The sequence below is a fragment of the Oceanobacillus sp. NCCP-135 genome (genome assembly GCF_059698015.1).
Window position 1 is genome coordinate 112,802 of sequence record NZ_BAAKSZ010000004.1, and the last position, 18,968, is coordinate 131,769.

Annotated in this window: 19 protein-coding genes and 1 pseudogene; 11 read left to right on the forward strand and 9 right to left on the reverse strand. The window is 38.0% G+C overall.

The genetic code is table 11. From position 1 onward, the window contains the following. Positions 1 to 20: 20 nt before the first annotated feature. The 3 genes from AC6HVZ_RS04435 to AC6HVZ_RS04445 all read right to left on the reverse strand — a co-directional run bounded on the left by AC6HVZ_RS04435 (position 21) and on the right by AC6HVZ_RS04445 (position 2,103). The gene (locus AC6HVZ_RS04435) at positions 21 to 767 is read right to left on the reverse strand and encodes an ABC transporter permease (protein WP_497556932.1); all 747 of its coding nucleotides are present in this window, start codon (positions 765 to 767) and stop codon (positions 21 to 23) included. Positions 768 to 787: 20 nt separating this feature from the next. Then, a complete protein-coding gene (locus AC6HVZ_RS04440) occupies positions 788 to 1,675 on the reverse strand; it encodes an ABC transporter ATP-binding protein (protein ID WP_497556933.1) in 888 nt (295 codons plus the stop codon). A 179-nt stretch (positions 1,676 to 1,854) separates the two neighbouring features. Further along, positions 1,855 to 2,103: a DNA alkylation repair protein gene (locus AC6HVZ_RS04445; RefSeq protein WP_497556934.1), complete on the reverse strand. Its 249-nt coding sequence runs from the start codon at positions 2,101 to 2,103 to the stop codon at positions 1,855 to 1,857. A gap of 341 nt (positions 2,104 to 2,444) precedes the next feature. Between AC6HVZ_RS04445 and AC6HVZ_RS04450 the strand changes: the two genes are divergently transcribed. After that, positions 2,445 to 3,935: a BCCT family transporter gene (locus AC6HVZ_RS04450; RefSeq protein WP_497556935.1), complete on the forward strand. Its 1,491-nt coding sequence runs from the start codon at positions 2,445 to 2,447 to the stop codon at positions 3,933 to 3,935. Between the two features lie 47 nt (positions 3,936 to 3,982). Here the strand turns inward: AC6HVZ_RS04450 and AC6HVZ_RS04455 are convergent, their stop codons facing one another. The 3 genes from AC6HVZ_RS04455 to AC6HVZ_RS04465 all read right to left on the reverse strand — a co-directional run bounded on the left by AC6HVZ_RS04455 (position 3,983) and on the right by AC6HVZ_RS04465 (position 5,695). After that, entirely contained in the window at positions 3,983 to 4,438 is a 456-nt protein-coding gene (locus AC6HVZ_RS04455) for a YueI family protein (RefSeq protein WP_497556936.1), read from the reverse strand. A gap of 208 nt (positions 4,439 to 4,646) precedes the next feature. Next, entirely contained in the window at positions 4,647 to 4,820 is a 174-nt protein-coding gene (locus AC6HVZ_RS04460; RefSeq protein ID WP_497556937.1) for a YfhD family protein, read from the reverse strand. A 77-nt stretch (positions 4,821 to 4,897) separates the two neighbouring features. Further along, complete coding sequence (locus tag AC6HVZ_RS04465) at positions 4,898 to 5,695, reverse strand: TIGR00266 family protein (RefSeq protein WP_497556938.1); 798 nt, start codon at positions 5,693 to 5,695, stop codon at positions 4,898 to 4,900. A gap of 221 nt (positions 5,696 to 5,916) precedes the next feature. Between AC6HVZ_RS04465 and AC6HVZ_RS04470 the strand changes: the two genes are divergently transcribed. After that, positions 5,917 to 7,869 (forward strand): aconitate hydratase, encoded by a 1,953-nt coding sequence (locus tag AC6HVZ_RS04470; protein ID WP_497556939.1) that lies wholly within the window; start codon positions 5,917 to 5,919, stop codon positions 7,867 to 7,869. A gap of 19 nt (positions 7,870 to 7,888) precedes the next feature. Continuing rightward, a complete protein-coding gene (locus AC6HVZ_RS04475; protein ID WP_497556940.1) occupies positions 7,889 to 8,065 on the forward strand; it encodes a hypothetical protein in 177 nt (58 codons plus the stop codon). A 481-nt stretch (positions 8,066 to 8,546) separates the two neighbouring features. Here the strand turns inward: AC6HVZ_RS04475 and AC6HVZ_RS04480 are convergent, their stop codons facing one another. Beyond that, complete coding sequence (locus AC6HVZ_RS04480; RefSeq protein ID WP_497556941.1) at positions 8,547 to 9,161, reverse strand: spore coat protein; 615 nt, start codon at positions 9,159 to 9,161, stop codon at positions 8,547 to 8,549. 447 nt (positions 9,162 to 9,608) lie between these two features. Between AC6HVZ_RS04480 and AC6HVZ_RS04485 the strand changes: the two genes are divergently transcribed. From AC6HVZ_RS04485 to nagZ, 3 genes are all read left to right on the forward strand, one after another. Further along, complete coding sequence (locus AC6HVZ_RS04485) at positions 9,609 to 10,910, forward strand: alpha/beta hydrolase family protein (RefSeq protein WP_497556942.1); 1,302 nt, start codon at positions 9,609 to 9,611, stop codon at positions 10,908 to 10,910. Positions 10,911 to 11,087: 177 nt separating this feature from the next. Then, the gene (locus AC6HVZ_RS04490; RefSeq protein ID WP_497556943.1) at positions 11,088 to 12,035 is read left to right on the forward strand and encodes an MBL fold metallo-hydrolase; all 948 of its coding nucleotides are present in this window, start codon (positions 11,088 to 11,090) and stop codon (positions 12,033 to 12,035) included. A gap of 150 nt (positions 12,036 to 12,185) precedes the next feature. Next, complete coding sequence (gene nagZ, locus AC6HVZ_RS04495) at positions 12,186 to 13,409, forward strand: beta-N-acetylhexosaminidase (protein ID WP_497556944.1); 1,224 nt, start codon at positions 12,186 to 12,188, stop codon at positions 13,407 to 13,409. Between the two features lie 39 nt (positions 13,410 to 13,448). On the opposite strand, the gene AC6HVZ_RS04500 is transcribed toward nagZ, so the two are convergent. Then, on the reverse strand, positions 13,449 to 13,841 hold the full coding sequence (locus AC6HVZ_RS04500; protein ID WP_497556945.1) for a hypothetical protein: 393 nt from the start codon (positions 13,839 to 13,841) through the stop codon (positions 13,449 to 13,451). A gap of 72 nt (positions 13,842 to 13,913) precedes the next feature. Then, positions 13,914 to 14,684 (reverse strand): exodeoxyribonuclease III, encoded by a 771-nt coding sequence (locus AC6HVZ_RS04505; RefSeq protein WP_497556946.1) that lies wholly within the window; start codon positions 14,682 to 14,684, stop codon positions 13,914 to 13,916. Positions 14,685 to 14,987: 303 nt separating this feature from the next. Between AC6HVZ_RS04505 and AC6HVZ_RS04510 the strand changes: the two genes are divergently transcribed. The 5 genes and pseudogenes from AC6HVZ_RS04510 to AC6HVZ_RS04530 all read left to right on the forward strand — a co-directional run. Continuing rightward, positions 14,988 to 15,377, forward strand: a complete 390-nt coding sequence (locus tag AC6HVZ_RS04510) for a GntR family transcriptional regulator (protein WP_497556947.1) — start codon at positions 14,988 to 14,990, stop codon at positions 15,375 to 15,377. After that, a complete protein-coding gene (locus AC6HVZ_RS04515) occupies positions 15,374 to 16,063 on the forward strand; it encodes an ABC transporter ATP-binding protein (protein ID WP_497556948.1) in 690 nt (229 codons plus the stop codon). Before AC6HVZ_RS04510 ends, AC6HVZ_RS04515 begins: the two co-directional genes overlap by 4 nt. Next, the gene (locus tag AC6HVZ_RS04520; protein WP_497556949.1) at positions 16,060 to 16,893 is read left to right on the forward strand and encodes a hypothetical protein; all 834 of its coding nucleotides are present in this window, start codon (positions 16,060 to 16,062) and stop codon (positions 16,891 to 16,893) included. Before AC6HVZ_RS04515 ends, AC6HVZ_RS04520 begins: the two co-directional genes overlap by 4 nt. 15 nt (positions 16,894 to 16,908) lie before the next feature. Further along, positions 16,909 to 18,120 (forward strand): hypothetical protein, encoded by a 1,212-nt coding sequence (locus AC6HVZ_RS04525; RefSeq protein WP_497556950.1) that lies wholly within the window; start codon positions 16,909 to 16,911, stop codon positions 18,118 to 18,120. A gap of 187 nt (positions 18,121 to 18,307) precedes the next feature. Next, positions 18,308 to 18,869, forward strand: a pseudogene (locus tag AC6HVZ_RS04530) (ABC transporter permease); the annotation flags it as partial. Positions 18,870 to 18,968 lie beyond the last annotated feature (99 nt).

Sequence of the window (18,968 nt, forward strand, 5' to 3'; positions counted from 1 at the left end):
GTTTTCGGCAAGTGTTCCCACTAGTTTACGGAACGTTTTAAAAAATGTGGATAACGAAGAATTGCTATAACAAAACCAGCCACACCAATACCAGATAATATAAGCAGTGTCTGCAGGAGCTCAGTGAATACAGTATTACCTGCCATAGCGTCCTGAAAAGCTTGATGTGCCCAGTACTGTGGCAGAAAACGACTGATCGTTTGCATGAAATCAGGCATCATTTCCAGTGGTACCCATAGTCCGCTTAACATTGCACCACCTAGTGCGACGATTTGTGTTATGGCTAATCCCATGTTTTCTGTTCTTACAATCACAGCCATTGCCAGACCAATTCCAGTAACTGTAAATGTTAGACAGATGGAAAGAATCAGCAGAATGAACGGTTGACCTAATGGAACATCATAAACAAGCCTCCCAAATAAAAATAACACAATTATCTGAATTAGGACAATAAACATGAACGGAATCCATTTTCCAAGCAGATAAAAATAGGGGGGGATTGGTGTGCTTGCAATTCTGGAAGTCATTCCTTTATCTCTGTCCTTAATAAATACAGAAACCATGGAAATCATAATGAAAAATACAAACATAACTACATATCCCGGAACGATAGACAGGATGACCTGTTGGCTTGTTGCATCATCCGTATTTGCGGTAAACATGGCAATAAATAAAACAGTGAAAATAATCGGTAAAATCAACATCCAAAAGAGTAGACCTCTGTCCTGTATATGTTTTTTTAATTCAATGATCATGATAGCACCCATTATATTCCTCCTCGTTATAACTAGTCTCTAAGCTTACTGCCGGTCAATGTAAAAAAAACATTTTCCAGTCGTGGCTGCACGAGCTCCAAGCGCTCCAATTCGAGTTCATTTTCAAGACAATATAAAATGATGTCTTCCATTACTTGTAAGGGTTCTTTTGTTTGCAGTAAATATCCGCCCTTTTTCGTTGAAGCCGTTCCCATTTTTTCAAACAATTCTGGGGTAATACCGACCCCTTTGATAAAAATGGAAGGAATGGAATACTTCTGCAGCAGCTCGTATACAGAGCCATTTTCTATAATTTCCCCTTTATCAATGAATGCGACATGATCACATAATTCCTCAACCTCTTCCATATAATGACTGGCATAAATAATGGTGCATCCAGCATTTTTCAGATCTTCAATCATCATGAAAATGTACCTTCGTGATTGTGGATCAATCCCTACGGTTGGTTCATCCATAATGATAAGCTCAGGATGATGCATCAGGGCACAGCCAATATTTAGTCGACGCTTCATTCCCCCGGAGAATGTTGATACTTTATTTTTTCCGCGATCGGTGAGGCCGACAAGCTCCAACACTTCTTGTGTGCGTTGCTGCAATTCTCTTCCCTTTAGCCCGTACAGTTTCCCAAAAAAGTTCAAATTGCCAATTGCTGAAATGTCCTTCTCTAAACATATATCCTGTGGAATATACCCAATTTTCTCTTTTAATTCTTGATTAAGGATACGATCTTCAATGCGTGCCTCCCCTTTATAATCATGAATAATGGAAGCGAGTATTTTTATTAATGTTGATTTACCGGCCCCGTTTGGACCAACCAGACCAAAGCAGCTTCCACTTGGAATGGTAATAGAGACTTCCTTTAATGCTTCAATCGCTCCATAATCTTTTTTCACATTCATTATTGTCAGCAATACATACACCTACCTTTCATTTTCTTTTATGATAGCAAACAAAGCCTGTCACTTGCGTAAAAACGGAATAACATACAACATTTTATGTTTGAAATGATAAAAATCATGTATAAAAAAACATCACTCCATTTGAGTGATGTTCTAGTAGAATTGTTGTGGCTTCATAATTACTTTCGCTTGTATTCTGCAAATTTTACAAAGGACTGTTCATTTTCAATTAGACCACAAACTCCGCATTGAATGTTGTACTGAGGGCCATTATAAGAAATGTGAAATGCTTCTGGATTTGCATTTGTATAGTCTTCCATTACTTCACCCGTCTCAGCGTCTAATTTAACGGGTTTTGCTACTTGTTCAATCATGTTAAATCGTGAACGGTTTGTTTTGCAATTAGGACATCTGTATGGTTGATTCACTTTGCGAACACCTCCAACCTATAGTATTCCTAGATTGACGTCCTTTATAAAAAATTATTCAAATCCTTGAATTATGGGTATAAAGTTTGCTAGTGTAATAAATGGTTTTTCTATGGATATGTGTTCAAAGGAGGAGAAGTTTGAGGAGGTGTAGGAGCATAAGGAAGGCTACCCCGAATTTGCATCGTTCTCAGGAAAGGTGATCTTCCTTTCCATGAACTGGAACGTATGCGGGTAATACGTGAGTAGCGAAGTAGTAAGCCAACTAGAAACATTGATGTATCATTTTTACCGGATTTTTTAGACCTTCTCTAATAAAATACATAAGTAGGTGCATACAAATGAAAAGTGTAACAAGAGTATTCTGGTATTCCCTGGCTATTTGTATAGCAGTAGTCATTTGGGGTTCAATTGCTCCAAACCAATTAGAATCATTTACGTCAACAATTACATCAGTAATTTCGGTAAACTTTGGCTGGTATTATTTGTTAATTGTGGTAATGATGTTGGCTTTTTGTGTTTATTTAATATTTTCACGGTATGGCAGGGTAAAGTTGGGAAAAGAAAATGATAAGCCTGAATTCAGTTTGCTATCATGGTTTGCGATGTTATTTAGTGCGGGGATGGGAATGGGGCTTGTCTTCTGGACAACAGCGGAACCAATTTCACATGCCTTTATAGATTCCCCAACAGCTGAACCCGGTTCAGATGCAGCAATAAGAGAAGGGCTTAAGTATTCCTTTTTCCATTGGGGTGTTCATGCCTGGGCAGTATACGGAATCGTTGCATTAGTATTGGCATATTTTAAATTCCATCGTGATTCTCCTGGATTAATTAGCGCAACATTGGTCCCATTATTTGGTGAAAAAAGTATGGAGGGAATTTCCGGGAAGTTAATCGACACACTTGCTGTTTTTGCAACGATTGTTGGTGTAGCGGCAACACTTGGCTTTGGGTCTGCACAGATTAATGGTGGAATATCCTTTTTATTTGGAACAGACGAATCCTTCACGAATCAACTGATTATATTAATTGTTGCAACTGGATTATTTATTGGGTCTGCCTGGTCAGGTATTGGTAGAGGAATAAAATATTTGAGTAATATTAATATGGGACTGGCTTTTAGTTTACTGCTTATCCTGTTTATTGTAGGTCCTTCTCTCTACATTTTGAATATGTTTACAAATACATTAGGGAGCTATATATCAGACTTCTTTGATATGAGTCTTCGATTAGCCCCACTGGATGAGGGAAATCGAAGCTGGATCAACGGGTGGACTATCTTTTACTGGGCATGGTGGATATCATGGGCACCATTTGTAGGTATTTTTATAGCACGTATTTCAAAAGGGCGGACAGTGAAGGAATTTATGCTTGGGGTGCTATTTGTCCCTGCGATCGTTTGTTTTATTTTCTTTGCAGTCTTTGGGGTATCGGCATTAAATCTCGAACAAAATGGGATTGCAAAAATCTCCGAATTCTCGTTGGAAACTTCAACATTTGGAGTGCTTGTTGAATATCCACTAGGAACAGTCATGTCGACTATTACGATTTTAGTTGTTGCGATCTTCTTTATCACATCTGCTGATTCAGCAACATTTGTACTTGGAATGCTTAGTACCAATGGTTTGTTAAATCCGACGAATTCTGTAAAAATCACCTGGGGACTTGTTCAATCAGCAGTTGCAGCAATTATCGTTTATTTTGGGGGGACACAGGGATTGCAAAATATGCTTATAATTGCTGCATTACCATTTTCCGTTGTCATCCTGTTAATGGGCGTATCCTTTTTCAAAATAGCGAGAACAGAACATGGATCGAGGAAAAAATAACGATTCACTTCAAACGGACGAATAAAGGTTAGTATTCGTCCGTTTCCTTAGGTGAACCACTGTTTTAGTTTAGACAGAAATGTAGCTGAATTAGCAGTTTTTTCTGTTTCTTCGTCTGTTTCAGCTATTATTTCTTCCTCTTCAATAAAAATATCCTCTTTGTCAATCGCATAGTCATAGGTTAAGACAGCACCAATATCAGTCTTGTTTTCTTCATCTGTAATAGTAGTATGTGTAATGTTATATTTATTGGCTAATTCTTTCTCTTCTTTTAAAAATCGATAAGATACATGCCCATTGATAAGTAATTTAGCACCCTTATGCTCCTTCATCGCTTCTTCCAGTTTACCAATTCCTTTATCTGTCATCACTTGGCCGATGGTTAGGGCAAGTACGATTCTTTCTCTAAGTGTACCTAAGAACTGCTGCCGCTCAGCCTCTTTTGGTCTTCGTTTTCCATATATTCCTTCTGTTAGATAATCATCAACGTTTTTATTACTCATTTTCATGCCTCTCTTTTTACTTCTTCTATCATTAATTGTACGAATTTTTATGGATTGAAGCAAATGTTCACACTTTAACAGTTGAAAAAGGCAATTCATCTACAATATGAATTGCCTTGTATAAAAAGTAAAGAAAGAAATCGGCTTTTAACCGATTTCTTCAAATCTGACTTCTGACCTCAGGAAAGACGCTTTATCGTTTTTCTCATTAGCTGCGTTTCACACGCTTAGCTGCTGCACGACTTCTTGCTTGTGCTTCTTTGTCCTCCGTGTCAGCAAATTCCTCTGCAAACTCCACATCAGTTCCAGCTTGTTTCTTCTGATGCTCAGGAGTCTGTGCAAGAAAGCTGTTTTTTGACTTGTTGTGTTCATCTCTTCCCATGTCATCCCACCTCATTTAAAGTAGTTTGCATGGATAGTATGTGTAAATATAAATAATTTACCACATCTGAAAAAATGTTATTTTCGGTCTCCACCTAAGATATCAAATAATCCTCCGGCAATACTCCCTTCCCCTTTGGAGCCGCCTCTCTCAGGTGCTGCTGCAAATACTCTGCTTGCCAGTCTGCTGAATGGCAGAGATTGAATCCAAACAGTTCCAGGACCGTGAAGCGTTGCAAAAAATAAACCTTCTCCGCCAAATAATGCTGTTTTTACCCCTCCAACAAATTCGATATTATAATCAATTCTACCAGTCATTGCGACAAGACACCCTGTATCAACACGTAATGTTTCTCCTACCTCGAGCACTTTCTTATGAATCGTACCACCAGCATGGACAAAAGCCATCCCATCACCTTCCAGCTTTTGCATGATGAAACCTTCGCCACCAAAGAATCCTGTTCCAATTTTACGTTGGAATTCAATTCCGATAGAGACTCCCTTTGCAGCCGCCAGAAAAGCATCCTTTTGACAAATTAATTTTCCATCAATTTCACTTAAATCCATGGGAATGATTTTACCTGGATATGGTGAGGCAAAGGAGACGTGTTTTTTACCTGTACCTTGGTTTGTGAATGTTGTCATAAACAGACTTTCCCCAGTGATCACACGTTTGCCTGCCCCTAGAAGTTTTCCCATAATTCCACTTCCCTGTTTTTCAGAGCCATCTCCAAAAATTGTCTCCATCTGAATCTGGTCATCCATCATCATTAAGCTACCCGCTTCGGCAATTACTGTTTCCTGTGGGTCGAGCTCAACTTCCACAAATTGCATGTCATCACCGTGAAGCTTGTAATCAATTTCATGGTTATTCATTTCTCCAGCTCCCTTGATCTTATTTTTCTTTATTTCTACGAGTTGATCTCTGAAACAGATTCACTTTTTTAAAGAAAGTATAACTGAAATCGGTCCTTTCGCCGATTTCTTCAAATCTGACTTCTGATCTCTGACCTTTGAAAAGACGCTTTAGCGTTTTCTCAGTTGCTTTTAAATAATTATATCGTACTTTCATATACTAAGGAAAAGGAGGTTGTTTTATGCCATTAAATATCACACAAAAATTAATAAAAGATCATCTGGTTTCTGGAAAGATGGAGCCAGGAACCGAGATTGGACTTAAAATTGACCAGACATTGACACAGGATGCAACAGGTACATTAGTAATGCTGGAGCTGGAGGCAATGGAACTGGACAGGGCAAAAACGGAGGCATCAGCCCAATATGTAGATCATAATCTAATTCAAGTAGATAATAAAAACCCGGATGATCATTTGTTTTTACATAGTGCCACCAGAAGATTTGGCCTATACCACAGTCGACCAGGAAATGGTGTCAGTCATCCTGTTCATATGCAGCGGTTGGCAAAACCAGGAAAAACCCTGCTAGGTTCAGATAGCCATACCTGTGCCAATGGCTGTATGGGAATGCTAGCGATGGGCGCAGGGGGGATTGATGTCGCATTAGCCATTGCTGGTGAGCCTTTCTATGTAAAAATGCCTAAAGTATGGGGGATAAAATTAACCGGGGAACTGCCTGATTGGGTCAGTGCAAAAGATATGATTCTCGAGCTGCTTCGCAAATATGATGTAAAGGGTGGAGTGGGCAAGGTTATTGAATATTATGGACCCGGATTAAAACATCTGAGTGCAATGGATCGACATGTGATTGCAAATATGGGAGCAGAGCTTGGAGCAACTGGTACAGTATTTCCTTCCGATAAAGAAATAAAGCGATTTTTAAAAGAACAGGACCGGGAGGGTGATTGGATAGAACTTATTGCAGATAAGTGCGCAACCTATGATATTAATGAGGAACTAAATCTGTCTGATGTTGAACCACTCATTGCAAAACCATCCAGTCCTGGTAATGTAGTGCCTGTTGCAGAGATCGCAGGAACGCCAATATATCAATCCTATATCGGTTCCTCGGCCAATCCAGGTTTTCACGATTTTGCGGTTGCTGCAGAAATTGTTAAAGATAAGCATATAGCTGACGGTGTATCCTTTGATATTAATCCTACATCTAGACAAATGCTGGCAGATCTGGTGAAGGAAAGTCATATTGCAAGCATGCTTCAGGCAGGAGGTCGCCTGCACCAAGCCGGATGTAATGGATGTATTGGTATGGGGCAAGCTCCTGCATTCGGGAGAAATAGTTTACGAACAACACCGAGAAATTTTCCAGGCAGATCTGGGACAAAAGAAGATAGTGTCTATCTATGCAGCCCTGAAACTGCGGCAGTATCGGCATTAACAGGTGTGATCACAGATCCTAGAACAGTTGATGGAAACTATCCAAAGATAAAGAATCCAAAGAATCCAACAATAGATGTGAATTTATTGGATAAACCATTGCCATATGAAGAAGCTAAAAAAGTTCAATTACAAAAAGGACCAAACATTGCTTCCATCCCTAAAATGGATGAAATGCCTGACCAGATAGAGATTCCTATTTTACTGAAAATGGGTGATAACATTTCTACAGATGAGATACTAGCCGGGGGAGCAAGGGTACTGCCATATCGCAGTAATCTTCCGGAAATCAGTAAATTTACGTTTGAGATTATTGATGAAACCTATTATAAACGAGGAAAAGAAACAGTCGAACAAGGTGGTCATGCAATCGTTGGTGGATTTAACTATGGGCAGGGCTCAAGTCGAGAGCATGCAGCACTTGCACCAAGATATCTTGGACTGCGGGTTGCCTTGGTTAAGGATTTTGCACGCATCCATTGGCAAAATCTCGTTAATTTTGGTGTACTCCCATTAACCTTTGTAAATGAAGAGGATTATGACCTGCTAAAGCAAGGTGACATTATTGAGGTCTCTGGTTTAAGGTCAAAAGTTAGCACGGGAAATGAATTTACTATCAATATAAAAGGTAAAAATCAGCAAATAAAAGTAAGTCATACTTTGTCTAAACGGCAAATAGAAATTATGGTAAAAGGTGGAATTATTAACTGGGTAAAAGATCGAAAGGTAAAACAATAATATAAAGGAGAAGATGTCCATGGTAGGTAGAGAGAATATGTGCAAGGCTTGTGAAGGAACAGGAATGCTCTCCGATGACGAGGGCTGGCAATATAAGTGCAGTGTTTGTAATGGAGATGGGATCTATGCCCAGTCTGATGCTGCGAGATCAGCAAGAATCATGTCAGTAGACGAAAATAATCGCTTGTTGGATTAGTCTTTAGTTGGAGTGAAAGAGTGAAAAGTTGAGAGAAACCATAAGAAAGTTGAGAGAAACCAGTGAAATGTTGAGAGAAACCAGTGAAATGTTGAGAGATAAAAGGAATATTAGCACTTATCTCTCAAGTTTGCTGGAATTTCTCTCAACAATACCCATTTCTCTCTCAACTTTGTCCGTTCGTCTCTCAACTTTCCCGGGACGTATTCGGTTTTACCCGGCTACTCTTGAATACAAAGGGTTCGGGCACATAGATTCCAGCACGAGTAACTAAAGAATCGACCAATAGAACATGTTATCAAATAAAAAATAGCATACCAATTGAATTTGGTATGCTATTTCACTTGGCAGATAAGAAAGGAGAAAAACTCTTTCTTACTGTATAAGTTCGGAATTTGGCTTTCACATAAGGGGTTGCTGACAACCAATTTTTCTAATTAATCCAGCAATATTATACTTCCGACCTTAAAATCCTATTACATTAATGTGGCAGTGTACCTTGTACTGGTGCAAAGCTATTGATATAATTTTGCATATCCTCTTGTTTCAGCTGAGGGACCTGATAATATTGATTTTTATTCTGGTATAAAAATACTTCATAAGCCATTTCGATTAAATTGGGAATACTATCAGCAAATACCCTTCTTAATACTGGGTTTGTTGCCTCCAATGCGGTCATGGTAAAAGCTGAAGCACATGCTTTTAAATTTCCCATCATAAAACTGGAGATGCACTCATCATTTAGTTCATTTACAGTCTGCGCAGGAGATTTTGGCTGAGATGGCTGCATTCCATATACTACATTATTCCCCCCAGCCATATTATACGTCTGTGTTTTAACAGTAGGCTCCTGTCCTGTTTTCAATGTCTCTACAATCGTATTGTAAGTTTGCGTTAAAAATGCTTTATGATTTTGTAGCATCGTTTTTAACTCAGGATCCTGAATATGCTGTTCATAAAGTAAACCCTGTTCCAATCCTCCAACTAATCCGCCGATTGCTTCATGTGCATCAAAAAGTTCATGACCTCCATGGCTATGCTGTGCAGGCATTTGGGTTGAACCCTGCATGTTTTGGTTTTGTTGTTGATTTTGCAATAAAATTACCTCCTTTATTATAGTCAATGTTATTTTGAACATAACTGGTGAACTTATTCACTCGAAATAATCGATTATTTGTATACCAATAAAAGTAATGCCATTTGAGCTTTTGACCATTGTGCTTCATCTCATATAAAAACTATTGTAATAGTTAATTTCACAAGAAGTTTATCACGCATTAACGGACTGTAATACCCCCACCTCTAAGCGTGAGAAATCCCAAACGTGAAGGTGGGATAAAAACAGCCCGTAAATTTCCTGATTCTGTTCAATGATGTGCAATTTCCGGTACTTATTCGACAAGTTGGATTGTTATGCAGCTATTGGAGAGACTGTTCTGGAAATGAATTTAAAATAAAGCATATGCACTTGTTCTTGTCGGATTGAAACCTTATTAAGACTTTATTCGTATCATAACTATAATCTTCTGTAAGGAGGGCAATTGTGAGAAAAAGTTTAATGTTAATTTTAGTTGTATTCATTATGTTAACCGGATGCAATAATGATAATAAAAAAGCTGATACTTCCGAAGAGGATGATCTAATAATGGAAATTCTGCCAGGGTCTTGGTCAGGCATAATCGAAATACCTAAGGAGCCCCTTAACATTCAAGTAGATTTTGAAAATAATGATGAGTTGGAAGGGAAAATTAGTATTCCCGTTCAAGGAGTACAAAATTATCCTTTAGCGACTATTGAAGTTGAGGAAAACAATATTGTATTCACAATGGAAATCCAAGGTCAATATATTACATTTGATGGTGACTTGGGAGATGAAAAGATTGTCGGCACATTTAAACAGAATGGACAGTCATTTCCGTTTGAATTAGTGAGAGGAGCAACTGTGGGAAACAATGATGTGGAAGATGGTGAATTCCTTCAGGTCGAAACAGATCTTGGAACCCTTTATGGAGAATTGGCAAGTCCTGAAGGTGATGGCCCGTTCCCGGTTATGATTATTATTCCTGGTTCAGGGCCAACAGATCGTAATGGGAATTCCCCAGGGATTCAAAATAATAGTTTAAAACTATTGGCAAAACAGCTTGCTGAAAATGGAATAGCCAGTGTTCGTTACGATAAAAGAGGTGCAGGGGAAAATATACAAGCTGCAATACCAGAGGAAGAAATGAATTTTGACCAAATGGTTAATGATACTATCTTATGGGTAGAGTTACTTGAAAAAGCGGATAACTATTCGGAGGTAGGGGTCATCGGTCATAGTCAAGGTTCATTAGTAGGCATGCTCGCTGCTCAAGATAGTAATGTTTCTTCGTTTGTATCATTGGCTGGAGCTGGTCAACCTATAAATGAAGTATTACATAATCAACTTAGTGAACAATTAACAGGGAATTTGCTAAAAGAGAGTAGGGATATTTTGCAGCAGTTAAAAGAGGGTAAACAAGTAGAGCAAATCAGCCAGGAATTGCAAAGTGTTTTTCGTCCATCGGTTCAAGTATTCCTCTCATCATGGATGCAATATGACCCGGCAGAAGAAATTCAGAAACTGGAAGTTCCCACACTTATTATTCATGGTGGAAATGACTTGCAAGTTCCTGCTAGTGAGGCAGAGTTGCTTCATGAAGCAAAACAAGCTGCCAAGTTTATGCTTATTGAAAAAATGAATCATGTTTTGAAAGAAGCTCCAGCAAATCGTGATGGAAATATGCAGACATATACAAATCCAGATCATCCATTAGCCGATGGATTGATAAATGGAATCGTGGAATTTTTAAAGAAAAACAACTGATTTTGAATTTCGTGTTGAAACTGAAGAGGGATTGGTTATTTCCTTTGATTCCTTTTTTGTTTTAACAGCATTTTCAGAATTGAAATTTGTATATATTAGAAAAATCATCAATGCAGCTGTATAATAACAATAGGGGAAAATTTCTGTAAATTTAAAAAAGGAAAGGGAGGTCTTGATATGCATGAGAAGGATCCGATTCAATTAGATGATAGAATTCATCTGATTGATGGTTTTGATTTGGATGTACCGATGCGCACTGGTACGTATGTTATTGATGAGAAAGAATTGACTATTGTGGAAACCGGTCCAAGCCCATCTGTAAAATATATTAAAAAAGGGTTGGAAGTACTAGGTTTCTCGCTTGATCAGGTAAAGCATATAATCGTTACACATATTCACCTTGATCATGCCGGTGGTGCAGGTCTTTTACTGAAAGAATGTCCCAATGCTAACGTAATTGTTCATGAACGTGGAGCGAGGCACTTGGTTAATCCCACAAAACTGGCAGCTGGAGCCAGAGCTATTTACGGTGAAAGCTTTTCAGCGTTATTTGATCCGATTATTCCAATTCCTGAAGAACGATTGTCAATTAAGGGAGAAGGAGATACACTCAAGATTGGTCCTGAATGCACACTTCAATTTTTAGATTCTCCGGGACATGCGAAGCATCATTTCAGTATTTATGATTCAGTTAGTCATGGGATGTTTACAGGAGATACGGTGGGAATTCGTTATGAACAATTAATCCGGGATGGTGTCAGTCTATTTTTGCCAACTACCTCTCCAAATCATTTTGATCCTGAAGCGATGCAGGTATCCATTACCCGCATGCTTGAAATGAATTTGGATCGAATCTATTTCGGCCATTTTGGAATGACAATGGAAACTGACCAGGCACTTCGTCACGTATCTGAATGGCTTGATGTTTTTGTCGAAGAAGGGGAACAGGTTATTGCAGAGGGGAAAGGGTATGAAGAACTTGCAATGCGACTGTTGGGACGAGTGAAACATCATCTTCAGGAGCTTGGAATTGGCGATGATCACGAAGTATTTATTTTGATTAATCTGGATATGCAGGTAAGCTCCCTTGGAATCATCGATTATTTTAAGAAGATAAAACAATAACAGGAGGGCACCAGTATTTATAAGGTACTGGTGTTTTCTAATAAGTACGCTAAATCTATTCGTTTCCATTATAGTTATACAAAAGGGAAATAATGGATAAAATGAAACATAGTTGACTAATTTGTAAAGGCAAAATATTGAGGAGTTAGTATGGTTAAAAAAACAGCATTTATCGTCGTACTTATCATTTTCATACTTTTCGGGATTCAATTTTTAACTGGAGAATCTGAAAAAACCTCTGAATTAAATCAGTCTTCAGAACTTGAAGAAAGCAGTTCAGAAAACAGTCAAATCTTGGATGAAATTATCCAACAGATGAATTTGGATGAAAAAATCGGACAAATGATTGTTAGCGGAATTTCCGGCACCACGTTTTCAAAAGAAATGAAGAAATTAATTACTGATTACCATGTTGGCGGATTCATATTATACGCTAATAATATGGAAAGTCCTGATAAAACAGTTAAGCTTTTAAATCAAATTAAACAAGTGAATAAACAAAATGCTTTACCTGTATTACTTGGTGTTGACCAGGAGGGTGGCAAAGTTTCCAGACTTCCGGGAGAGCTCGTTCCTATTCCTGGAAGTGGGGAAATCGGTAAGAAAAATGATACGCAATTCGCCTATGAAATCGGAACACTATTAGGCAAGCAATTACAAGCGTTTGGTTTTAATCTCAATTTTGCACCTGTAATGGATGTGAACAGTAATCCGGATAATCCAATAATTGGCGCACGTTCATTCGGGGAAAATCCTGAAATTGTAAGCAGGCTTGGAGTGGAAATAATGAAGGCGATTCAAGCAGAGAATATTATATCTGTCTTAAAACATTTCCCTGGACATGGTGACACAGCAGTTGATTCCCATTTGCAGCTGCCAATTGTTAATAAAACCTTTGAGCAATTGCAGGAGCTCGAGCTAATTCCGTTCGAGCGTGCAATCGAAAACGGGGCGGACGTTATGATGATTGCCCATATCCTATTGCCTGAAATTGACCCTGAATTACCATCTTCCATGTCTGAAGAAGTCATCACAAATATGCTAAGAAAGGATTATCATTTTAATGGAGTCGTTATTACGGATGATATGACAATGGAAGCAATCACAAATGGTTTTGATATTGGGAGTGCAGCTGTCCAGTCAGTAAAAGCTGGCAGTGATCTTCTATTAGTGGCCCATGACTATAAAAATAGTGTGTCTGTATTTGAGGCAATAAAGTTGGCAGTGGAAAATGGAGAAATAACAGAAGACAGAATTGATGAAAGTGTTGGAAGGATTATAGAACTGAAAAGGAAATATAATGTGGCAAACGAAAAAGTGGAAGGTATTGATGTGGAAAAACTTAATCACACAATAAAAGAAGCTCTTAAATAACGAAACTGTCAACCTTTAAGCTGACAGTTTCATGTGCTTCTACTTCTCATCTTCCGTCTTCAAAAATGTCAAAATCAAGAAAAACGCAAAGCTTAAGAGTAAAATAGTTCCACCAACAATGAAAAGTACTGTTGTCAGCGTATCACCCAAATCGAATGGACGCAGGTAATATAGCCACATACCGCCTGTTAAACCAATGGCACCAATAATTGCCGTCCAGACATGCAGTGCTGCAAGAATTTTATTTGATGGGGTGAAGATTTTGTAATATACAGCCCAGGCAAATAATGAAAGCCAGCCAACAACTAATATATGTGCGTGAACTGTACGAAATTCATATCCTCCGGCACCCGCCATGTGAGAACCTAAAAAAGCTCCTATAAGTGCGAATACCGCTGAAAATCGAAGTAGTATTTTGCTATAATGTTTCAAAAAATCCCTCTCCTTTAATCATTCTATAAGTTTAGGATAAGTTATCTTTATGAATAGAAGATGAACAGTTGATTACACATGCTGATCTGGTGTATCGATTTCCAGCATAATTGGACAATGGTCACTGCCCATTACCTGTGAATGAACCTGAGAATTCTGTAGATGATCTTTTAATCTATTGGATACGATGAAATAATCAATTCTCCATCCAATATTGCGCTCTCTCACTGTATGCATATACGACCACCACGAGTAGATCCCCTCCGTATCGGGATGAAAGTGCCGAAGCGTATCAATAAATCCGGTTTCTAATAATCGAGTCATTCTTCCTCTTTCCTCTGTAGTGAATCCAGAATTCCCGTGATTGGTTTTATGATTTTTTAGATCGATTTCCTGATGCGCAACATTTAGATCGCCGCAATAGATGATTGGCTTTTGGGCATCGAGTTTTTTTAAATAGCTGAATAGCTCATCTTCCCATTCCAGCCGGTATGCCAATCTTGTTAGATCCCTTTTGGAATTAGGTGTGTAAACATTAACTAAATAAAAATCTTCAAATTCCAATGTTATGATTCGGCCTTCCTCCTGTGTATCTGCCTTATCTAACCCGTATTCTACGCTTAGGGCCTTTTGCTTTGAAAAAACGGCTGTTCCAGAATATCCTTTTCTAAGCGCATAATTCCAATATTGATGGTAGCCTTCCAGCTCTAAATTCAATTGACCATCCTGTAATTTCGTTTCCTGAAGACAGAAGATATCTGCATCCACTTCATGAAAGTAATCCAGAAATCCTTTTTTTACACATGCTCGTATGCCATTTACATTCCAAGACACTAACTTCATGCTTACATTCTTCCCCTTTTTTGCATCTATTTGTTTGTTCATTTTAGCATATTTTCAGTTTAAATGATTGAGTTTCTAATGGATAATGAGAAATATATAGAAATATTTCCCGGGAAATGAAACTATTTGCAGGCTCCGCTCACTATTTGTCGATTGAAAATTAGTGTTGACTTCAAAGTGTATCACGTATATAATACAGGTCAGATGTATCGATCGATTAATACACATATGTTTTTACCTAATGTGTATTAATAGGTTGATACACATTAGAAATGTTCATCTATGAAAATAGGAGCTGTGCTTATGAATGTGAATTTTAATAACAGGGATCCCGTCTATGTGCAAGTTGTTCGTCATTTTAAGGAACAAATTGCAACAGGGATACTGGAACCGGGACAGGAAATCCCGTCACGCAGGGAGTTGGCAAATAAACTGAAGATCAATCCGAATACGGCACAACGAGCTTACAAAGAGATGGAGGAGGCGGGCTTGATTCATACAGAGGGGAATTTACCAAGTAAAATCACAAGTGAAAAGAAAACATTGGAAGCAGTGCGTGGGGAACTTATTTCCGGGGCGGTTGATGCGTTTGTTGCAGCGATACGTCCAATTAATGTACCACTTGATGAGATTGTTGGTCTGATAAAGGATAAGTACCAGGAGGAAACCATGGATGAGGGGGGCTTTGAATGATTGAAGTAAAAAATATTTCAAAAAAATATGGGCGAAAAAAAGTATTAAATGATGTTTCTTTTACAGCAAAAAAGGGGGAGATCAGCTGTCTGATCGGGATCAATGGTGTTGGGAAGACAACCATCCTAAACGCTATTATGGCACTTACCCCTGTAAATAGTGGTGAAATATTGATAAATGGTAAAAAAATCAGTAAAGCAAGCTATGAAAAGATTACGTTTATCCCTGACGCAATTACAATGCTGCCACAAATGACTATCGCTGAAGCAATGCAATTCATGCAGGATTTTTATAAGAGCTGGAATCAGGAGAGGGCAACGGAATTACTTGGGTTTTTTAAACTAAAGGAAAATGACAAAATTTCTAGCTTGTCTAAAGGAAATACAGCAAAAGTGAATCTCTTGCTTGGGCTGGCGCTGGATGTTGACTTTTTATTAATGGATGAACCATTTTCAGGGATTGATATTTTCAGCAGGGAACAAATCGCTGAGGTGTTTACCTCCCATTTAATTGAGGATCGTGGCGTTATTATTACAACACATGAAATCAACGATATTGAGCATTTAATTGATAAGGTAATTTTGTTGGATGAAGGTACTGTTATAAAAGAATTCAATGCAGAGGAAATTCGCGAAAATGAAGGGAAATCTGTAGTTGATGTCATGAGGGAGGTTTTTCGCACATGAATCGTTTTCTAAAATTGGTTAATTTTGAGCTGGGACGTTTTATGAAAATTTATTTAGCTTTAATTGTAATAACGATCCTATCGCAAATTGCCGGGGTAATTATTCGATCAAATAGCTATGTTGCTAGAGCGAATGAGGCACTGTATGAAGACTTAGTTCCAAAAGAGGAGTTTTTTGCAACAGAAGGCTTCATGAGTATGTTTCATGTGACCAGAAGCATCTGGTTTATGGGACCGATTGCCTTATGTATTGCAGCATTGATATTTTATGTTTTCTTTATTTGGTACCGTGACTGGTTTGGAAAAAATACATTTATTTACCGTCTACTGATGCTGCCGACAGCACGGATACATATATTTCTGTCTAAGGCTGTATCAATTCTACTAATGGTTTTCGGCCTGGTGGCGGTTCAGCTGATTTTATTTCCGCTTGAAAGCTTGATTTTAAAATGGCTTGTGCCACTGGATTATCGTACGGATATGACTGCTGGAGAGATCATTCAGAACTTAGGTTATTTACAAACCCTGATTCCAAGTACATTCATCGAATTTGTACTTTATTACGGTGCCGGCATGATGGCAGTGTTGATCATATTTACTGCAATTCTTTTTGAAAGAAGCTTTCGTTTAAAAGGTGTCTTTCTAGGTGCCGTTTTTAGTGGACTTTCAGTATTAGTTCTATTATCACCTATTCTGATCATGGAAATGTTGCAGACGTATTATTTATATCCAATTGAAATATTTATTCTTGAAATTATCTTAGGATTGGTGGTTATCGGTGTATCCATCTGGACGAGCCATTTTCTATTAAAGAAAAAAATAACGGTTTAAGGGGAGGGAAAGAAAGTGATGCGATATTGGAAAATAATTTCGATTACAATCATTAGCATTCTTGCTATTGGGGCGTTTTATATCCAATCAGCTTTAGCAGAGAATAAGTATCCTGATTTCACTTTTACAACTAAAAGCGGTGATGAAGAAGCTGTGAAAAACCTGATGCTTCAAGGTACTTACTATGAAGGGGAGCAAGGTGATACAGTGATGATTCAAACGGATGGAACAGATTTTTCAAATGCCCTTTCCTTTATGCAGCTAATTAATGGTTATTACATCGACCCAGAAATAAAGAGACTGCAAAAGGAATTTCGCAGTTTTATGCGTGGAAAGGAAAATAATATTGCTCCGTTTTATGAAGACGAGAAACTTTTAGTATATGCAGATGTTGATTGGGGGTCGATGATCATTGATACAGACTTCACTTTTGACATTGAGGTTTTAGAAAAGGGTTCTGATGAAACAGAAGCATTTGAGCTTGAAGTACCGGAAAAGAATAAATATGACTATTTTTACGTGGAAGATGTGCAAATGACAGATGGTGAATTAAAAGTTATAACCCGTCAAAGCGTAAAGCGGACGAATCAGAACGAATTTCACGTGTATCGGTTTGATGTTTCTGCGCAAAAACTAATTAGTGATGATTTGATCACTTCCTATCAGGATGAAACAGATACTGGCTGGTCATACACTGAATTGATTTCCAGCAGTAACACCTCTGAAGAAGAAAATAAATATGTTGCATTTGTAAAAACGATATTGGAAGACGTGCAAGGAGAGAATGGGGAAATTTATTCAGAAGAGGTAGCAAAAGAATTAATTACCTATCATCATGAAACAAAGCAAATGAAAAGCACTGAACTACCTGATGAAATAAATGGAGAAAGTCATAATGCTGTGTTAATTGGTACAACGATTTATTTTGGACAGGATTCTGAAGCTGGCGGTGAGCTTTTTGCTTATAATATAGAAAGCGAAGAAATAGTGTCCAGTCAAAGTATTGATCTGTTATTGAAAAGGGAAAATAATGGATTAGTGATGAACATCCATGAGGGAAAAATGTATGTAGCAAACTATTTTGGTGACAGAAAGGCTCCTGGAGGCATTGCAATAATTGAGTTGGAAACAGGGGAAGTAGTTTATGAAGGTATTATTGAAGTGGCAAATCCAAAGACTGCATCTGCTGGCTATGAATTATATGTGAATGAAATAATGTTTCAGTAAAAACGGGGGGAAGTTTTGATTCATGTAAAAAAGTTAAACCATTATTTTATTTTAGGAAAGAAGGGTCAGAAAACAACCCTATCTGTCCTAAAAGATATATCTTTTGAAGTAGATAAAGGAGAAATTGTTACGGTTGTTTTGTATCGATATTCCTCTTTCAACTCTCCTTGATCATCATACAAATGTAGTGAAAGTCTATGCAACTAGTCTGGAAGAGGTTAAAGCTATATCAGACAAGTTAGATGAAGCCAATTATGCTACCTATTCTATTGTCAGTGAAATGGAGCAGATTAATATGCTCTTTACTATTGCAAAGGCAGGTTTGATTCTTGTTGGAACGATAGCTATTTTGATCGCATCGATTGGAATTTATAATACAATGACAATGGCTGTAACAGAACGTGCTCCTGATATTGGGATCATGAAAGCTAATCGGAGCAAATCCAAAAACGATTAAACAGATTTTCCTTTTGGAAAGCAGTTGTATTGGAATAATCGGAGCATTTATTGGTACAGTAGCAGCTTACTTAATCAGCTTTTTCGTTAACCTTGGATTGCTGTTAATTATTGAAATGGCATTTAAAGAAGAACTTCCAGAAGGCTTACAGTTTTCAGCAATTCCAGGTATTTTAATCCTTATTTCAGTTGGGATTTGTCTGATTGTTACTATTCTGTCGGGTATGCGTCCGTCAAAACGTGCTACGCAAATTGATGTTTTAAAGGCAATGAGACGAGAAATTTACTTTTAATTAGAGTATTGCAATCGCCGCAGGTTATGAACTAAATAACCTGGCAGAGGCTATTTGCAATGCTCTTATTATTGTGGATTTCATTGGGTGTTCCTTTGG

Bases quoted from the DNA above. Each gene is read 5' to 3' on its own strand.
- AC6HVZ_RS04435 (WP_497556932.1), bottom strand. From the start codon at position 767: ATGGGTGCTATCATGATCATTGAATTAAAAAAACATATACAGGACAGA.
- AC6HVZ_RS04440 (WP_497556933.1), bottom strand. From the start codon at position 1,675: ATGAATGTGAAAAAAGATTATGGAGCGATTGAAGCATTAAAGGAAGTC.
- AC6HVZ_RS04450 (WP_497556935.1), top strand. From the start codon at position 2,445: ATGAAAAGTGTAACAAGAGTATTCTGGTATTCCCTGGCTATTTGTATA.
- AC6HVZ_RS04455 (WP_497556936.1), bottom strand. From the start codon at position 4,438: ATGAGTAATAAAAACGTTGATGATTATCTAACAGAAGGAATATATGGA.
- AC6HVZ_RS04460 (WP_497556937.1), bottom strand. From the start codon at position 4,820: ATGGGAAGAGATGAACACAACAAGTCAAAAAACAGCTTTCTTGCACAG.
- AC6HVZ_RS04465 (WP_497556938.1), bottom strand. From the start codon at position 5,695: ATGAATAACCATGAAATTGATTACAAGCTTCACGGTGATGACATGCAA.
- AC6HVZ_RS04470 (WP_497556939.1), top strand. From the start codon at position 5,917: ATGCCATTAAATATCACACAAAAATTAATAAAAGATCATCTGGTTTCT.
- AC6HVZ_RS04475 (WP_497556940.1), top strand. From the start codon at position 7,889: ATGGTAGGTAGAGAGAATATGTGCAAGGCTTGTGAAGGAACAGGAATG.
- AC6HVZ_RS04490 (WP_497556943.1), top strand. From the start codon at position 11,088: ATGCATGAGAAGGATCCGATTCAATTAGATGATAGAATTCATCTGATT.
- nagZ (WP_497556944.1), top strand. From the start codon at position 12,186: ATGGTTAAAAAAACAGCATTTATCGTCGTACTTATCATTTTCATACTT.
- AC6HVZ_RS04505 (WP_497556946.1), bottom strand. From the start codon at position 14,684: ATGAAGTTAGTGTCTTGGAATGTAAATGGCATACGAGCATGTGTAAAA.
- AC6HVZ_RS04510 (WP_497556947.1), top strand. From the start codon at position 14,988: ATGAATGTGAATTTTAATAACAGGGATCCCGTCTATGTGCAAGTTGTT.
- AC6HVZ_RS04515 (WP_497556948.1), top strand. From the start codon at position 15,374: ATGATTGAAGTAAAAAATATTTCAAAAAAATATGGGCGAAAAAAAGTA.
- AC6HVZ_RS04520 (WP_497556949.1), top strand. From the start codon at position 16,060: ATGAATCGTTTTCTAAAATTGGTTAATTTTGAGCTGGGACGTTTTATG.